This is a genomic window from Mycobacterium sp. NGS69 (assembly GCF_059812165.1).
Genome location: NZ_JCALCD010000004.1, coordinates 448,446 through 464,927, shown reverse-complemented (window position 1 = coordinate 464,927; position 16,482 = coordinate 448,446). Strand labels below are relative to the sequence as shown.

16 protein-coding genes are annotated in these 16,482 nt (G+C 69.4%); 5 read left to right on the top strand and 11 right to left on the bottom strand.

Annotated features, from left to right (window positions below; genetic code table 11):
• The 3 genes from AC5Y2S_RS14990 to abmR all read left to right on the top strand — a co-directional run bounded on the left by AC5Y2S_RS14990 (window position 1) and on the right by abmR (window position 3,311).
• Window positions 1-1,392 carry an amidase gene (locus tag AC5Y2S_RS14990; RefSeq protein WP_499956880.1) on the top strand — a complete coding sequence of 464 codons (1,392 nt, stop codon included), beginning with the start codon at window positions 1-3 and terminating at the stop codon, window positions 1,390-1,392.
• Between the two features lie 10 nt (window positions 1,393-1,402).
• Entirely contained in the window at window positions 1,403-2,512 is a 1,110-nt protein-coding gene (locus AC5Y2S_RS14985; protein WP_499956879.1) for an adenylate cyclase regulatory domain-containing protein, read from the top strand.
• Window positions 2,513-2,750: 238 nt separating this feature from the next.
• Window positions 2,751-3,311 carry an ATP-binding transcription factor AbmR gene (abmR, locus tag AC5Y2S_RS14980; RefSeq protein WP_499956878.1) on the top strand — a complete coding sequence of 187 codons (561 nt, stop codon included), beginning with the start codon at window positions 2,751-2,753 and terminating at the stop codon, window positions 3,309-3,311.
• Window positions 3,312-3,329: 18 nt separating this feature from the next.
• Here abmR and AC5Y2S_RS14975 read toward each other — a convergent pair whose 3' ends face one another.
• From AC5Y2S_RS14975 to AC5Y2S_RS14930, 10 genes are all read right to left on the bottom strand, one after another.
• Window positions 3,330-5,216 carry a serine/threonine-protein kinase PknH/PknJ gene (locus AC5Y2S_RS14975; RefSeq protein WP_499956877.1) on the bottom strand — a complete coding sequence of 629 codons (1,887 nt, stop codon included), beginning with the start codon at window positions 5,214-5,216 and terminating at the stop codon, window positions 3,330-3,332.
• A 94-nt stretch (window positions 5,217-5,310) separates the two neighbouring features.
• Window positions 5,311-5,943, bottom strand: coding sequence for a class I SAM-dependent methyltransferase (locus AC5Y2S_RS14970; RefSeq protein WP_499956875.1), 633 nt, complete (start codon window positions 5,941-5,943; stop codon window positions 5,311-5,313).
• Window positions 5,943-7,661 carry a serine/threonine-protein kinase gene (locus AC5Y2S_RS14965; RefSeq protein WP_499956874.1) on the bottom strand — a complete coding sequence of 573 codons (1,719 nt, stop codon included), beginning with the start codon at window positions 7,659-7,661 and terminating at the stop codon, window positions 5,943-5,945. The genes AC5Y2S_RS14970 and AC5Y2S_RS14965 overlap by 1 nt, the downstream gene beginning before the upstream one ends.
• Before the next feature lie 71 nt (window positions 7,662-7,732).
• Window positions 7,733-8,431 (bottom strand): C39 family peptidase, encoded by a 699-nt coding sequence (locus tag AC5Y2S_RS14960; protein WP_499956873.1) that lies wholly within the window; start codon window positions 8,429-8,431, stop codon window positions 7,733-7,735.
• A gap of 180 nt (window positions 8,432-8,611) precedes the next feature.
• A complete protein-coding gene (locus tag AC5Y2S_RS14955) occupies window positions 8,612-8,944 on the bottom strand; it encodes a DUF732 domain-containing protein (protein ID WP_499956872.1) in 333 nt (110 codons plus the stop codon).
• A gap of 92 nt (window positions 8,945-9,036) precedes the next feature.
• On the bottom strand, window positions 9,037-10,170 hold the full coding sequence (locus AC5Y2S_RS14950) for a BTAD domain-containing putative transcriptional regulator (protein WP_499956870.1): 1,134 nt from the start codon (window positions 10,168-10,170) through the stop codon (window positions 9,037-9,039).
• 41 nt (window positions 10,171-10,211) lie between these two features.
• Window positions 10,212-10,892, bottom strand: a complete 681-nt coding sequence (locus tag AC5Y2S_RS14945) for a C39 family peptidase (protein ID WP_499956869.1) — start codon at window positions 10,890-10,892, stop codon at window positions 10,212-10,214.
• Complete coding sequence (locus AC5Y2S_RS14940) at window positions 10,889-11,050, bottom strand: hypothetical protein (RefSeq protein WP_499956868.1); 162 nt, start codon at window positions 11,048-11,050, stop codon at window positions 10,889-10,891. The genes AC5Y2S_RS14945 and AC5Y2S_RS14940 overlap by 4 nt, the downstream gene beginning before the upstream one ends.
• 55 nt (window positions 11,051-11,105) lie before the next feature.
• Complete coding sequence (locus tag AC5Y2S_RS14935; RefSeq protein WP_499956867.1) at window positions 11,106-12,995, bottom strand: ABC transporter ATP-binding protein; 1,890 nt, start codon at window positions 12,993-12,995, stop codon at window positions 11,106-11,108.
• Window positions 12,992-14,737, bottom strand: a complete 1,746-nt coding sequence (locus tag AC5Y2S_RS14930; protein ID WP_499956866.1) for an ABC transporter ATP-binding protein — start codon at window positions 14,735-14,737, stop codon at window positions 12,992-12,994. The genes AC5Y2S_RS14935 and AC5Y2S_RS14930 overlap by 4 nt, the downstream gene beginning before the upstream one ends.
• Before the next feature lie 110 nt (window positions 14,738-14,847).
• On the opposite strand from AC5Y2S_RS14930, the gene AC5Y2S_RS14925 reads away from it, so the two are divergent.
• Both AC5Y2S_RS14925 and AC5Y2S_RS14920 read left to right on the top strand, forming a co-directional pair.
• The gene (locus AC5Y2S_RS14925; protein ID WP_499956865.1) at window positions 14,848-15,414 is read left to right on the top strand and encodes a DUF3558 domain-containing protein; all 567 of its coding nucleotides are present in this window, start codon (window positions 14,848-14,850) and stop codon (window positions 15,412-15,414) included.
• On the top strand, window positions 15,411-15,968 hold the full coding sequence (locus AC5Y2S_RS14920; protein ID WP_499956864.1) for a DUF3558 domain-containing protein: 558 nt from the start codon (window positions 15,411-15,413) through the stop codon (window positions 15,966-15,968). The genes AC5Y2S_RS14925 and AC5Y2S_RS14920 overlap by 4 nt, the downstream gene beginning before the upstream one ends.
• A 1-nt stretch (window position 15,969) precedes the next feature.
• Here the strand turns inward: AC5Y2S_RS14920 and AC5Y2S_RS14915 are convergent, their stop codons facing one another.
• On the bottom strand, window positions 15,970-16,482 hold the full coding sequence (locus AC5Y2S_RS14915) for a SixA phosphatase family protein (protein WP_499956863.1): 513 nt from the start codon (window positions 16,480-16,482) through the stop codon (window positions 15,970-15,972).

Sequence of the window (16,482 nt, the reverse complement as noted above, 5' to 3'; positions counted from 1 at the left end):
GTGGACGCTCGCGACGTCGCCTTCGCCGGCGCGGCCGAACAGGCCCGGATGTTGGCCGACGGTGAACTGACCGCGCCGGAGCTCCTCGAAATCTATCTGGAACGGATCGCGCGGCTGGACAGCGAGCTGCGCTGCTATCGCGTCGTCCTCTCCGACACCGCGCGCTACGAGGCCGCCGCGGCGCAGGACCGCCTCGACGCGGGGGAGCGGCTGCCGCTGCTCGGCGTGCCGATCGCGATCAAGGACGACGTCGACGTCGCCGGCGAGGTGACGGCGTGCGGCAGCGGCGGGCACCGTCCCGCGGTGACGTCCGACGCGGAGGTGGTTCGGCGGCTGCGTGCCGCGGGGGCGGTCGTCATCGGCAAAACCAATGTGCCCGAGCTGATGATCTTTCCCTTCACCGAGTCGCTGACCTTCGGCGCCACCCGCAACCCGTGGGACCTCAGGCGCACCCCGGGCGGCAGCAGCGGCGGCAGCGCGGCCGCGGTGGCCGCCGGGCTGGCGCCGCTGGCGCTGGGATCCGACGGCGGCGGCTCGATCCGCATCCCGTCGTCGTGGTGCGGGTTGTTCGGCGTGAAACCGCAACGCGATCGGGTGTCGCTGGAGCCGCACGACAACGCGTGGCACGGGCTGAGCGTCAACGGCCCGATCGCCCGGTCGGTGCGCGACGCCGCGACGTTCCTGGACGCGACCTCGACCGTGCCCGGTCCTGAGGGCGAGTTCGTCGCCGCCGCTTCCCGTTACCCCGGCCGGCTGCGAATTGCCTTGAGCACCAAGGGCCCAATGCCGGTTCCCGTCCGGGTCGGTAACGCGCAGCTGGCGGCCGTGCACGAGGCCGGCGCGTTGCTGCGCGACCTGGGGCACGAGGTCATCACCCGCGACCCCGAGTACCCGCCGGCGGCGGTACTGACGAATTACCTGCCCCGCTTCCTGCGCGGCATCAGCGACGACGCGGACGCGCAGGCCCACCCCGAACGCCTCGAAGCGCGCACCCGCAACCTGGCGCGCGCCGGCGCGCTCTTCTCGGACCGCAGGATGGACGCGATCCGTGCGGCGGAGCCGGCGGTGGCCGCCCGGATCCAGGCGATCTTCGACGACGTCGACGTCGTCGTCACGCCGGGCAACGCCACCGGCCCGTCCCGGATCGGCGCCTACCGCCGCCGCGGCGGCGTCTCGACGCTGCTGCTGGTGGCGCAGCAAGTCCCCTATTTCCCGATCTGGAACCTGACCGGGCAGCCCGCAGCGTCCGTGCCGTGGGACCTCGACGGCCACGGCCTGCCGATCGCCGTGCAGCTGGTCGGCCGGCCGTACGACGAGGCGACCCTGCTGTCGCTGTCGGCGCAGATCGAGGCGGCCCGGCCGTGGGCCCACCGGCGACCGCCGGTGTCATGAGCCCGGTGTCATGAACATCGACGATCTGCTGGAGGGGCTCGAGGGCGACGCGCGCGCCGAGCGGGCCGAACTGGTGAAGTGGTTGCTGGATCAGGGCATCACCCGCGACGAGATCCGCAGCACCAACCCGCCGCTGCTGCTGGCCACCCGCCACCTCGTCGGCGACGACGGCACCTACGTCTCCACCCGCGAGATCAGCGAGACCTACGGCGTCGACCTGGCGCTGCTGCAGCAGGTGCAGCGCGCCATCGGCCTGGTCCGGGTGGACGACCCCGACGCGGTCGTGCACATGCGAGCCGACGGCGAAGCCGCCGCCTTCATCCAGCGGTTCGTGGAGCTGGGCCTGGACCCGGAGCAGCTGGTGCTGGTGGTCCGGGTGCTGGCCGAGGGCCTGTCCCGCGCGGCCGAGGTCATGCGGTACACCGCGCTTTCGTCGATCATGCGCCCGGGGGCCACCGAGCTGGACATCGCCAAGGGGTCGAAGGCGCTGGTGTCCCAGCTCACGCCGGTGCTCGGCCCGATGATCCAGCACATGCTGTTCATGCAGCTGCGCCACATGATGGAGACCGAGGCCGTCAACGCCGCCGAGCGGGCCGCGGGCCAGCCGCTTCCCGGCGCGCGGCAGATCACTGTCGCGTTCGCGGACCTGGTCGGCTTCACGCGGTTGGGCGAAGTGGTATCGGCCGAGGAGCTGGGGCACCTGGCCAACCGGCTGGCCCACCTCGCCCGGGACGTGACCGTCCCGCCGGTGCGGTTCATCAAGACCATCGGCGACGCGGCGATGTTCGTCTGCCCCGAGCCGGCGCCCATGCTCGACGTCGTGCTGAAGCTCGTCGATGCCGTCGACACCGACAACGACTTCCCCCGGTTGCGGGCGGGCGTCGCCTCCGGCATGGCGGTCAGCCGGGCCGGCGACTGGTTCGGCAGCCCCGTCAACGTGGCGAGCCGGGTAACCTCCGTGGCGCGCCCGGGCACCGTGCTGGCGGCCGATTCGGTCTGGGAGGCGCTCAGCGCCGCCGGCTACGACGGGAATTTGCAAGGCTCGTTCGCCGGTGCCCGCCGCCTCAAGGGCATCAAGAACGAGGTCAAGCTGTTCCGGATCCGCCGCGGCAACGCATAGGCAGGCCCGGGCGACTCTAGGGGGCGTTTGACGCTTAGGTCGTACGCGGCTGGTTTCCTACCCCGTTTCCCAGCGCTTCGAATCGGTCGCTTCCGGGCCTGCTTCGCTACCAAAAATACAACTCCGAACAGCCCATATCAACGGTTTTTCCGCACCAGCAGGACTCGACGCGCCCCCGCGAGTTCGCTCCCGGTGAAACGTCATTCCATTACAGATGTAACGGTGTAATCATGTAATCATGAAAACCCACCACACCCACGGGCGGCGCTACGGCCGCCCCGGCGGCTGGCAGCAGGCCCAGCAGCCCGACGCGAGCGGCGCGGCGGAATGGTTCGCCGGACGCCTACCGGAAGCCTGGTTCGACGGCGACCCGACGGTCATCGTCGACCGCGAAGAGATCACCGTCATCGGCAAGCTGGCTGACGGCACGGAAGAGAGCGAGGAGCGCGCGGAAGGCCGCGTGTCACGGTTCCGCGAGGAAACCCGTTCCGAGCGAATGCGCATCGCCGACGAGGCGCAGGATCGCTACGGGCGCAAGGTTTCCTGGGGCGTCGAAGTGAAGGGCGAGCGAATCCTGTTCACCCACATCGCCGTACCGGTGATGACCCGCTTGAAGCAACCCGAGCGCCAGGTGCTCGACACGCTGGTCGACGCCGGCGTCGCGCGGTCCCGCGCCGACGCGCTCGCGTGGACGGTCAAGCTGGTCGGCGAGCACACCGAGGAATGGCTGGCCAAGCTGCGCGACGCCATGTCGGCGGTCGACGACCTGCGCGCCGAGGGGCCCGACCTCCAGCCGTAAAGCCGCAGTGCGCCTTGGCTATTCGTTGCCGACCTTGGCGACGATCTTGTCGATGATCTGCCCACCCTGATCGGTGATGTGGTAACCGCACGCGTTGACGTCGACGATGACGTTGTTCGCCACGCCCATCGCCCGCTGGCACGCCCAGCCGTCGGCGCCTTCCTGCGTCTCCATCATGGTGATCTTCGGCGGGCCGCCGTTGAGTTGGGCGAACGTCCACCTGTACTGCTTGCTCTTGTTGGTCACCGTCACCGTCTTGCCCGCGCAGCCCTTCCACTTGTCCGCCGACGTCTGCACGAACGCCTTGGCCTTGTCGGCGGACGGAAACGCGACGACGGCCTGGTTGACCCAGTGGTCGTTGTTGTCGCCCGGTTCCGAGGACACCAGCCCGCTAATTCCGCTGTAGCCGGTGCCCGTGTACACAGGGTCCTGGCTGGTGTAGAGCGCACCCTGGCAGTTCGGCAACGACAGCGTCACCGAGGACGTATCCATCGACGTGATTGGCTTGCCCGGCGTCATTTCGGAGGAGCCCATGACGTTGTTGATGTCCGACGGGTCCAGCAGCAGGGCGCTGAGCCGGTCCGGTGACACGGGCTCCGGCGGCGGCGCCGCCGGCTTGGGCTTCAGGATCAGCCACGCCCCGACCGCGCCGACGGCGAGGACGATCACGACAGCGACGGCGGCGACGATGGGCCACGGGCTGCGCTTGGGCTTGGGCGGCGGCTGGTTCCACCCCGCTTGCGCCGGGCCGGTGAATTGTGCGGGCGGCGGGGCGCCCCAGCTGCCGCTGCCGCCCTGGTAGTACGGCGCGCCGGGTTGGCTCGCGGCGGGAATCGGCCCACTGTCGGGCGCCCAGGGCCGGGGCGTTTGGCCGGCCTGCGGAATGGGACCGGACGCGGGATAACCCGGCACGGGCGCCGGCGGCGGGGTGGTGACCTGTGGTTGGGGCGGGGTCACGGGCGGGGCCGCCAGGGTGGGGCCGGGCACGTCCGCGGTGCTGGCCTGGGCGGTCGCGGGCAGGGTGGCTTCCTGGCTGCGGCGCACGATGTTGTTGGCGTGGTCCTGGTCGGGGTCGCTGAGGGCCTCGTGCGCGGCCAGGGCCAGATCGCCCGCGCTGGCGTAGCGGTCCTCGGGTTTCTTCGCCATGCCGCGCGCGATCACCACGTCGAACGCCTTGGGCACGCCGGAGCGGACGTCGCTCGGCTTCGGGATGGGGTCCAGCAGGTGGGCGGTCACCAGGGTGCTGGCGCTGTCGGCGCGATAGGGCGGCGATCCGGTCAGGGCCTCGTGCAGCACACAGGCCAGCGCGTAGATGTCGGCGCGGTAGGTGACCTCGTCGTTGGAAAACCGTTCCGGCGCCATGTATTTCCAGGTGCCCACCGCGGTGCCCAGCTGGGTCAGCTTTTCATCGGTGGTCGCGCTGGCGATGCCGAAGTCGACCAGGTAGGCGAAGTCGTCGCGGGTGACCAGGATGTTGGGCGGCTTGACGTCGCGGTGCATCACCCCGGCGGCGTGCGCGGCGTCCAGGGCCGAGGCGATCTGGGTGATGATGGCCACCGCCCGCGGCGGGGTCAGCGGGCCGAACCGCTTGAGCAGGGTGTCCAGGTCGACGCCCTCGATCAGGCGCATCTCCATGAACATCTGGCCGTCGATCTCGCCGTAGTCGTGGATGGGCACCACGTGCGGCTCCTGCAAACGGCCGGCGATGCGGGCTTCGCGCTTCATCCGCTCGCGGAAAACCGGGTCCTTGCTGAACGTGTCGGACATCAGCTTGACGGCGACCGTCCACTCCTTGACGGTGTGCTCGGCCTCGTAGACCTCGCCCATCCCACCGCGGCCCAGCAGCCGTTTCAGGTGATAGGGCCCAAACATCGAGCCCACCCGTGAGGCCTGCGCGTCGCTCATCCCTGACCCTCCAAACCAACCCCGGACCCGCCGACCATATCAACACCGTCCGGCCCGAGCGGCCGACCGCGAGCCCCCGGCTCAGCAATCATTGTTACCGCGGGCGACGCCACAGCAGGAGATAACGCCAAAACAGCAGCCGGCGCACGCGGGGGCGCGGCAGGGCGGCGGCCGCGACCGCACGGGCCTGCCGGGTCGTCAGCGGCGCGTCGACGACCTTCGGCATCGCCTCATCGACCGGGTCCAGCCCGTACCAGCCGCCGGAACCCGTCGCCCGCAGCGCGGCGAAGAGCGCGCCCAACGCCCGATTGCCCACCGCCGCAAGTACTTCGATGGGCGCCTCGCGGGGCAGGTCGACCCGCGGCAGGACGATCGCGGCCAGCACGCCGCCCGGCCGCAGCGCCGGCGCCAGGTGCCGCAGGGCCTCGTCGAGCGGCAGGTGATGCAACGCCGTGATCGACACGATCGCGTCGTAGTGATCCGCCGGCAACGGCAGTTCCAGCACGTCGGCGAGGATGGGGGTGACGTTGGCCGGTGCGCGTCGCCGGGCCGCCTCGATCATCGGCGCCGACCTGTCGACCGCGTCGACGTGCCGGGCGATTCCGGCCAGCCGCGCCGCGAATGCGCCCGTCCCACAACCGACGTCGAGCACCCGCTCGCACGGCCGCGGCAGCTGGTTCAGCAGCACCCGCTGGTAATACGCGTTGTGATCCCAGTCGAGTTTCACTAGGAGTGGGCGGCCCACCACTTGTACAGCTGGTCGAGGTTCGGTCCCTGCACATCCCCGCCGACGACCGCGAGCACCATGGTCTGCTGGTTGGTCCACATCACCTGCGGCTCATCGCCTTTGTATTTTCCGCACCCGATCTGACCGAGGATGGTATTCGGGTCCTTGTTGTGCCACCAGGTGCCCGGTGAGGCCTTGTCCCCGGGGCACTTGACGGTCGTGTCGGCCTCCATATAGCCGTTGAACGCGTCCTGCAGCCCTTTGAGATCGGTGAACAGCCCGTATTCCCCGACGTTGGGGCCGTTGGGTTCGGTGTTCTGTCCGCACATGACCGAGACGCTCGCGCCCGGCATCGGCTGGCCCTCCAGCTTGCAGGTGCCGGGCGGGTAGCCCGCGGGCAGCAGGCCCAGCAGCTTGGTCGCGGCCCCGGGCGGCGGGGTGGACGTCGGCGCCGTCGTCGTGCGGGTGGTCGTCCTCGTCGTGGTGGTGGTCGTCGTGGTCGTGGTGGCCGCGTTGGGCGTGTCGCTGTCGTCGTGCCCGACCGCCATCGAGATGCCGATCGCCGCGGCGACGAGGACGACGACGGCGGCGGCCGCGCCGGCGACGATGACCCAGGGGTTGCGCCCGCGCGGTGGCGGCGGCGGACGCCCATGGCCGTAGGGGGGCGGCCCGGCGAACTGTGGTGGCGGACCGGCCCACTGGGGTTGGCCGGGCGCGAGATTGGGCGCGGGAGGGGCCGCGCGGGGAATGGGTCCGCTGTCCGGCGCCGGGTTCCGGGCCGGTGCGGGCCGCGCGGGCGGAACGACGCCCGGGCCCGCCTTCAGGCCCGGCAGGGTGGATTCCTCGCCGTGGCGCAGGATGTTGACCGCCTGGGTCTGATCGGGGTTGGTGAGCGCGTCGTGGGCGGCGCGGGCCAGGTCGCCGGCGCTGCGGTAGCGGTCCTCGGGCTTCTTGGCCATGCCCCGGGCGATCACCCCGTCGAAGGCCCGCGGGATGCTCGAACGCTTGGCGCTGGGATGCGGGATGGGCTCCATCAGGTGGGCGCTGACCAGCACCCCGGCGCTGTCGGATTCGTAGGGCGGCGACCCGGTCAGGCATTCGAACAACACACACGCCAGCGAGTAGATGTCGGCGCGGTAGTCCACCTCGTCGTTGGAAAACCGTTCGGGCGCCATGTATTTCCAGGTGCCCACCGCGGTCCCGAGCTGCGTCAGCTTCTCGTCGGTCTTCGCGCTGGCGATGCCGAAGTCGACCAGGTAGGCGAAGTCGTCGCGGGTGACCAGGATGTTGGGCGGTTTGACGTCGCGGTGGGTCACCTCGGCGGCGTGGGCGGCGTCCAGGGCGGAGGCGATCTGGGTGATGATGGCCACCGCGCGCGGCGGGGACAGCGATCCGAACTGTTTGAGCAAAGTGCCGAGATCGGTGCCCTCGATGAGGCGCATCTCCAAATACATTTGGCCGTCGATCTCGCCGTAGTCGTGGATGGGCACCACGTGGGGTTCCTGCAAACGGCCGGTGATGCGGGCCTCGCGTCGCATCCGCTCGCGGAACACCGGGTCGCTGCTGACCGATTCCGACATCAGCTTGAGCGCCACGGTCCACCCCTTGACGGTGTGCTCGGCCTCGTAGACCTCGCCCATCCCGCCGTGGCCAAGGGCCCGCTTGAGCTCGTAGGGGCCGAACATCGACCCCACCCGCGAGCCCGGCGCCCCGCTCATCGTTCCTCCCAACAACCGCGACCCGCCGACCCTATCAATCCGTTCAAATCGGGTCTGCCCGTCGCAGTGCGTCAGGTGGTGACGACGATCAACTGGTCGCTGGTGTCCCAGGCCTTGAGGAAGAGCGCCATCGGGATCTGCTCGTCGCGGCCCTTCGGATCACCGCTGTCGTTGAGATGGACGATGCCGTAGCCGGTGTCGACCCCGGTCACCACCACGGCGTGGTCACCCTGCGGGTTGCCGTATTCGTCCTTCGTCTCGACGGGGACGTTCCAGATCATTTCGCCGTTGACGCTGACGATGACCTTGTGCCCGGTGCCCAGTTCCTGCTCGATCCCCGAGATGCCGGCGGGGATCCCGGCCGCCGCCGCGTGCTGCCGGTCGGCGACAGCGGCGCTGACCTTGTACTCGGCCAGCAGCGTCGGGAGATCGGCGAACATGGTGCCCTGGCCCGAATTCGGGTGTTTGGTGTCGGACGGCTTGATGTAGATCGACCCGGGGTGGATCGTGCTGGGGGTGGACTGCGCCTTCTTGATGATGGCCTCCTCCGAGGGCTCCTTGCCGGTCACCTGACCGACCACATCCGCGGCGGCCATCAGCAAGCAATCGTCGTATTTCTGGTAGCGCCACCACTTGGCGGCGGCGTCGGGGTCGCCGTAGGTGGCGCCCGATGCGGCGCCGGCCGGTGCGGCCACCCCCAGCGCGACGGCGACGGCGGTCACCGCGAGGGTCGCGGCCTTGGCGAAGTTGATGATCTGACTGGTCTTCACTGCTTGTTCCTTTTCCTCGTTCCGCTGTGTTGCGGTTTGGTTGAGAAAAGGTTCCAATGTCGGCCTACTCGTTATCTCAATAGATTCTTGAAATTTACTGTGCGGCAATATTTTTCGTGCGAAATGAAGAATGAGGGACCCCGGTGATCAGGATCCCTCATTCGGGCGGGGCAGGGTCGGCTACGTCAGCTGGGCGGACAGCTGCGGGCAGTAGACCTGGGCCGCGTCGACGACGAAGTAGGCGGCCTGCTTGGTGGTCAGGTTCGTCTGGCTCAGCACCTCCGTGGCGACGTCCGTCCCGGTCTTGCCGGCCGCCAGCTCCTTGCACACCTGGTGGCCTTCCTGGATGGCCTCCTGCGGCGTGGTGAAGGTGACGCCGAGGCCCCTCATCTCGGTGATGAAGGTGTCGTCGGCGGTGCTGGCACCGGCCGCCCCGGCCGTGGCGATCGCCAGCCCTGCGGCGGCGGCGCCGATGGCCGTGGTGACGACGGCGGTGATGCGGGGAGAGAACATTGTCGTGATCCTTTGCTGTGGGTTCGGCCCTGGATGCGTTCAGCTTCGGGCCGAACCCTTGGAGGATTCTCAACGAATTCTTGATGCCCGCGTTACCCCTGGGTGACCTCGAACGTGAACTCGTGCTCACCGATGCGGATGTGGTCGCCGTCGTGCAGCGGGGTGGCCGAGCGGATGCGCTCCTGTTGCACCTGCACGCCGTTGGAGGACCGCAGGTCGTTGATGACCCAACTGGTGCCCGTGTCGACGATGACGGCGTGGTGGCGGCTCACCTTGGGGGTGTCCAGGACGATGTCGTTGTCGCTGAGACGCCCGATGCGGGTCGCTGCCTCCTGCAGCGGATAGCTGCGCCCCGTGCTTTCGCGCAGATACGCGACGGCGTTGCGCTCGGAAACCCTGGTGTGCTGCTCCATGACCGTCTGCGTGACGGCGGCGGTGGTCACCGCGATCTTCTTGACGTCCAACGGCTCCTGCCGCAGGATCCGGTCGTTGAGCGCCCGCAGATTGGGCCCCGGGTCGATGCCCAGCTCGTCGGCGAGTGTCTGCTTGACGCGGCGATAGGCCGCCAGCGCGTCCGATTGGCGCTCGGTGAGGTAGTAGGCGGTGATCAACTGCGCCCACAGCGGCTCGCGGTAGGGGTGCTCGGCGATCAGGGCCTCGAGCTCGGTGATGACGGCAAAGGCGCGCCCGCAAGCGATTTCGGCCTCCGCCTTGGCCGTGTGGACCAGAATCTTCTCCTCGACGAGGGAGGTGGCGTAGGTCTCGACGAACTGAAAGTCGCGCAGGTCCTCGAGCACCGGCCCGCGCCACTCCGCCAGGGCCGCCGACAGGTGCTTGCTGGCCTGTTCGAACCGGGCGGCGGCGGCCGCGTGCACGCCCGCGGTCTTCTCGGCGATGAACCGCCCGATGTCGCAGGCGTTGTCGGCGATGCTGAGGCGGTAGCCCGGGGGCGCCGCGGCCAGCGCCACCCGCGGGTCGATCCCGACGCCGCTGAGCAGCTTCCGCAGGTTGGACACGTAGGAGTGAATGCTGGCCCTGGCCCCCGACGGAGGCGACTCTTCCCACAGGGCCGTGATGAGCCGGTCGACGCCGACCGGGCTGTTGCGGTTCATCAGCAGCATGGCCAGCACCGCCCGCTGTTTGGGCGTGCCCAGGGGCACCAGGGTGCCCTCGACGCTCATCTCCAGCGGGCCGAGTAGACCGAACTCGAGGCGTTTGTCCACCATCGCGCGTCACACCCTCCCGTCTTCCGCGGCGTTGCGTCTGCCTAGAGCGTAACGACCATCAACTCGTCGCTCGTCTCCCACGCGCGAGCGAAAAGCTCCATGGGAACCTGCTCGTCGCGGCCCTCGGCGATGCCGCTGTCGTTGAGGTGAACGATGTCGCGGGTCGCGTCGACACCGGTCACCACCACCGCGTGGTCGGATTCGGGGTTGCCGCTCTTGTCCTTCGCGTCGATGGGCTCGTGCCAGATGAGTTCCGCGTTGAGGCTGACGATCACCTTGTGACCGCCGCCCAGCGCCTGCTTGAGCCCCGCGATGCCCGGGCGGATTCCGTTCACGGCGCGGTCGTCCCGGTCGATGACCACGGCCGTCACCCGGTAGCGCGCGAGCAGCGCCGGGACGTCCTCGAGGCTGGCGCCGGCGCCCGAATTCGGGTCGTCCGGGTTGGCCGGCTTGGTGTAGATAGGGCCCCCGTGGGCCACGCTCGGAGTCGAGTGGGCCTGCTCGATGATGGCCGCCTCCGAGGGCGCCTCACCGGTTATCTGACCGATGACGTCGGCGCTGGACATGAGCACGCAGTCGTCGTATTGCTGCTGGTGCCAGTACCGGCCGGCGGCGACGGGGTCGCCGTACACGGCCTCCGAGGCGGCATTGGCCGGGGCGGCCAGCCCCAACGCGACGGCTCCGGCGAACAGTGCGAAAGCGATTGTCTTGGCTGCGTTCATGAGAAAGACGTTCCGGCACCGGCCTTGTCGTTCTCTCTGCGAATTCTTGGAGCGTCGACGACGAAGTGATCCGCCTGGGGGGCGCCCAGGTTGGTCTGGCTCAGCACCTGGCGGGCGATCTCGGGCCCGCTGTGGCCGGCGTTCAGCTCCAGGCACACTTCGGACGCCCCCTTGAGGGTTCCTCAACAAATCCTTGGTGCGAATCCTTGGTGGCTAGGCCTGGGTCATCGCGTAGTAGGCGCCGCGGCGGGCCAGCAGCTGGGTGTGGTTGCCCTGCTCCACAATTCGGCCGGCCTCCACCACCAGGATGCGGTCGGCGTCGCGGATGGTCGAAAGGCGGTGCGCGATAATGAAACTCGTGCGGCCCCGGCGAAGCTCGCGCATCGCGCGCTGAACCAGCACCTCGGTGTGGGTGTCCACCGAGCTGGTCGCCTCGTCCAGGATCAGCAGCTGCGGCCGGGCGAGGAACGCGCGGGCGATGGTGATGAGTTGGCGCTCACCGGCGCTGATGTTGGCGCCGCCGCCGCTGACCCGGGTCTGGTAGCCCGCCGGCAGCGTGCGCACGAACCGGTCCACGTACGCCGCCCTGGCGGCCTCGATCACCTCGTCTTCGCCTGCCTCCGGGCGCCCGTAGCCGATGTTCTCCGCGATCGTCCCGTCGAACAGCCAGGTGTCCTGCAGCACCATGCCGATTCGCGATCGCAGCGACTGCCTGCTCACCGCGGTGATGTCGACCCCGTCGATCAGTATCCGGCCCGAGTCGACGTCGTAGAACCGCATCAGCAGGTTCACCATCGTGGTCTTGCCCGCCCCGGTCGGTCCGACGATCGCCACCGTGCTGCCCGGCTCGGCCACCAGCGACAGGTCGTGGATCACCGGCGTGCCCGGCCGGTAGGCGAAGTTCACGTGCTGAAACTCGACGCGGCCGCCGTCGCGCGGGCCTTGCCCATTGGGGAGCGTTCGCGCGGAGTCCGGCGGCTCCTCGGGCTCGTCGAGCAGGTCGAACACCCGCTCGGCGCTGGCCACCCCGGATTGCAGGGTGTTGTACATCCCCGCCACCTGGCTCACCGGCGCGTTGAACTGCCGCAGGTATTGGATGAAGGCCTGGATGCTGCCCAGCGTGATCTGCCCGGTCGCCACCTGCAGGCCGCCGACCACCGCGACCGCGGCGTAGCCGACGTTGCCGATGAACCCCGTCGCCGGCGCCACCAGGCCGGAGAAGAACTGGGCGCCGAAGCTGGCGTGGTAGACGTCGTCGTTGAGACGGCGGAACTGCTCGCGCGCGGCGGCTTGATGGCCGAACGTCCGGACCACCGTGAAGCCGCTGTAGGTTTCCTCGATATGGGCGTTCAGGCGCCCGGTGCTGCGCCACTGGGCCACGAACAGGCGCTGGGAACGCCGCGCGATCGCCCGCGTTGCCAGCAGCGAGATGGGCACGGCCAGCAGCGTGATGCCCGCCAGCGGCGGAGAGATGGACACCATCATCGCCAGCACGGCCACTACTGTCAGGACCGCCGTCAGCAGCTGGCTGATCGTCATCGACAGCGACGACTGGACGTTGTCGATGTCGTTGGTGACCCGGCTCAGCAGCTCGCCGCGCTGCCGGCCGTCGAAGTAGGACAGCGGCAGCCGGTGGATCTTGTCCTCGACGTCGGCGCGCAGCGCGACCATGGTGCGCTGAATGGTGACGTTGAGCAACCGGACCTGCGCCCAAATCAGCAGCGCGGAAACAACATACAGGACCAACGCCAGCGCCAGCGTTCGGGCCACCGCCCCGAAGTCCACGCCCCGGCCCGGCACCAGGTTCATCCCGGACAGCAGGTCGGCGAAGGCGTTCTGGCCCCGGGCGCGGGCGGCGGCGACGGCCTGCGCCTTGCTGATCCCGGCGGGCAGCCCCCGCCCGATGACCCCGTTGAACAGCAGGTCGGTGGCGTGGCCCAGGATCCGGGGGACGACGACCCCGATCGCGGTGCCGGTGACGCCCAGCGCGATCACGGCGAGGCTCAACCGCCGTTGCGGCGCAAGCCGTTTCACCAGCCGGGCCGCCGAGGGCCAGAAGTCGCGGGAGCGCCCCGCCGCCGGTGCCACGGGCGCCACGGTCATTGCTCGCCCCCCACCCCGGCCCCCACCGACTGCGAGTCGGCGAATTCCGCGTAGACGGCGCAGTCGGCCAGCAGCGATTCGTGCGTGCCCGCGCCCAGCAGCTTGCCGTCGTCGACGACGATCACCTGGTCGACCTGGGCCGCGGTCGAAACGCGTTGCGTGACAACGATGATCGTCGCACCGCCGGACGCCCGGCCCAGCGACGCGCGCACCCGCGCGTCGGTGTGCACGTCGAGCGCGGCGAAGGAGTCGTCGAACAGGTAGATCGCCGGCCGGCGGATGACGGCCCGCGCGATCGCCAGCCGCTGCCGCTGGCCGCCGGAGAAGTTGATGCCGCCCTGGGCGACGCGCATCTGCAGCCCGTCGTCGTGGGCGCCCACGAACCCGTCGGCGTCGGCCACCCGCAACGCCTCCCACATCTCGTCGTCCGTCGCGTCCGCCTTGCCGTACCGCAGGTTTTCGGCCACGGTCCCGGAGAAGAGGTAGCCGCGCTGGGGGACCAGCCCGATCGCCGACCAGAGCCGCTCGCTGTGGTAGTCGCGGACGTCGACGCCGTCGACCAGGACGGCGCCGGAGGTGACGTCGTATAGCCGGCAGATCAGGGACACCAGCGTCGACTTGCCCGAGCCGGTGCCGCCGACGATCGCGGTCGTCGTCCCGGGCCGCGCGGTGAACGAAATGTCTTGCAGCACCGGGCGATCGGCGCCCGGATAGGTGAAGCTGGCGCCGTCCAACCGCACCACGCCCGTGATCCCGCCCGGCGGGAATTGCGGGTTCGGCGGGTCCGCGACCGCGGCGCGGGTGTCGAGCACCGCGGTGATCCGTTCGGCGCACACCGCCGCGCGCGGCAACACCACCAGCGTCATCGTGGCCATCAGCACCGCCATCAGGATCTGGGTGAAGTACACCAGGAACGCGGTCAGCGAACCGACCTGCATCTGGCCCCGATCGATCCGCAAGCCGCCGAACCAAATCAGCGCGACGCTGGAGACGTTGATGGTCAGCGTGGTCAGCGGCAGCATGAGCGCCTGCAGGTTGCCGGCGCTCAGCGCGGTGTTCGACAGCGCGGTGCTGGCGCGGGCGAACCGGTCGCGCTCGTATCCTTCGCGGGCGAACGCCCGGACCACCCGGACGCCGGACAGTTGGTCGCGCACCACGCGGTTTATGCCGTCGATCAGGCCCTGCATCCGGCGCAGCAGCGGCAGCATGCGCGACATGACGAAGTAGTTGGTCACGGCCATGACGGGAACGCTGACCAGCAGCAGCCAGGCCAACGCCGCCTCCTGGTGGATGGCCATGACGATCCCGCCCACGCACATGATCGGGGCGGTGATCAGCACGGTGCCGCTGATCTGGACCAGGTATTGGATCTGTCGGACGTCGTTGGTGCTGCGCGTCAACAGGGTTGGCGCGCCGAATCGGTCGGCCTCGCGCTCGGAGAAGGTGGTGACGTGTTCGAAGATGGCCTGGCGCAGGTCGCGGCCGAAGCCCATGCCCGCCCGCGAGCCGACGTAGACGGCCCCGACCGCGCACAGCACCTGCAGCCCGGTGACCGAAAGCATCACCATGCCGAGCCGGACGATGGTGGCGGTGTCGCCCTTGGCGACGCCCTCGTCGATGATCGCCGCGTTGACCGTGGGCAGGTACAGCGACGCCAGCGTGCTGGTCAACTGGAGCATCAGCAGCACCGCAACCAGCCGCCGGTACGGCCGGATGTACTGGCGCAGCAGTGCCAGGAGCATGTCGCTACTGTCGCACACGGTGCGCGCCGCGTCGGTCACCACCGCGCTGAAATGCCTGCTCAGGCGTTGCGTAGGCGGTTGGCCCCCGCGCTGCCGCTACAGTGCATCGTGTGACGAGCAGAAGGCGGGGCGCGCGGGCGCTGGCTCTCGTGGCGTCGGCCTTGGCGATTCTGGTCCCGACGATCGCGGGTTGCTCGGGTTCCGGCGACAACAAGCCGGGAGCGACGGCGTCGTCGACGCCGGGCAACGGGGAGGGCCACCACGGGCCGATGTTTCCGCAGTGCGGCGGCGTCAACGATCAGACCGTGTCGGAGCTGACCAAGGTGACCGGGCTGGTGAACACCGCCCGGAATTCGGTCGGCTGCCAATGGCTGGCGGGCGGCGGGATCCTCGGCCCGCACTTCTCCTTTTCCTGGTATCGCGGCAGCCCGATCGGCCGCGAACGCAAGACCGAGGAGCTGTCGCGCGCCAGCGTCGACGACATCAACATCAACGGCCACGGCGGCTTCATCGCCGTCGGCAACGAGCCCAACCTGGGCGACTCGCTCTGCGAGGTGGGCATCCAGTTCCAGGACGACTTCATCGAATGGTCGGTCAGCTTCAGCCAGAAGCCGTTCCCGCCGCCGTGCGACATAGCCAAGGAACTGGCCCGTCAGTCGATTGCGAACTCCAAATGAGCAGACGAACCGTTCGTGCCTGCGTGGCCCCAGTGCTGGCGACGGTGTTCGCCGCGCTGTTGGTGTTGACCGGATGTTCGAGGTCCATCGGGGGTAACGCCATCAAGGCGGGCGGCAACCCCCCGCGCAACAACAACTCTCAGCAGCAGTACCCGAACCTGCTCAAGGAGTGCGAGGTGTTGACCAGCGACATCCTGGCCAAGACGGTCGGCGCGGATCCGCTTGACATTCAAAGCACCTTCGTCGGAGCGATCTGCCGGTGGCAGGCGGCCAACCCGGCCGGGCTGATTGACATCACCCGGTTCTGGTTCGAGCAGGGCAGCCTGGGCGAAGAGCGCAAGGTGGCCGAGTTCCTGAAGTACAAGATCGAGAACCGTGCGATCGCGGGCATCGAGTCCATCGTGATGCGCCCCGACGACCCGAACGGCGCGTGCGGCGTGGCGAGCAACGCCGCGGGCGTGGTCGGCTGGTGGGTCAACCCCCAGGTGCCCGGGATCGATGCCTGTGGGCAGGCGCTCAAGCTGATGGAGCTGACGCTGTCCACCAACTCGTAAGCTAGCGAGGCACTTCGAAACCGGTCAGCGCGGCCCGGCCCGGTTCCAGCCCCTTCCACGCGCCCGGCACCGCCAGCACCGCGATCGCCGACGTCGGGAATTTCGCCGAAATGCGTTCCAGCACAGCGACGTCGGTGCCTTGGTCGCTTGGGTTGTCGGCCAGAGTGAGCGCCAGCCCCGACATCGTCGGCTCGTGACCGATGACCAGCAGCGTGCCGACGTCGTCGGCCGTCTCGTTGATCTCCTCGATCATCGTCCCCGGGGTGGCGCCGTACAGCCGCGCGCTGTAGCGGACCGGGGCGCCGATCCCGGTCCTGTCCAAGGTCTGCCGCGCCCGCGTCGCGGTGGAGCACAGCACCGCGTCGACGGCGGGGGCGTTGGCGCGCAGCCAGTCCCCGGCCAGCCCGGCCTCCCTGATGCCGCGCGGCGCCAACGGCCGGTCGTGGTCGGGTACGCCATCGGGGTAGTCGGATTTCGCGTGCCGCATCAGCAGCAGCGTGCGCCGTTCGCTCAC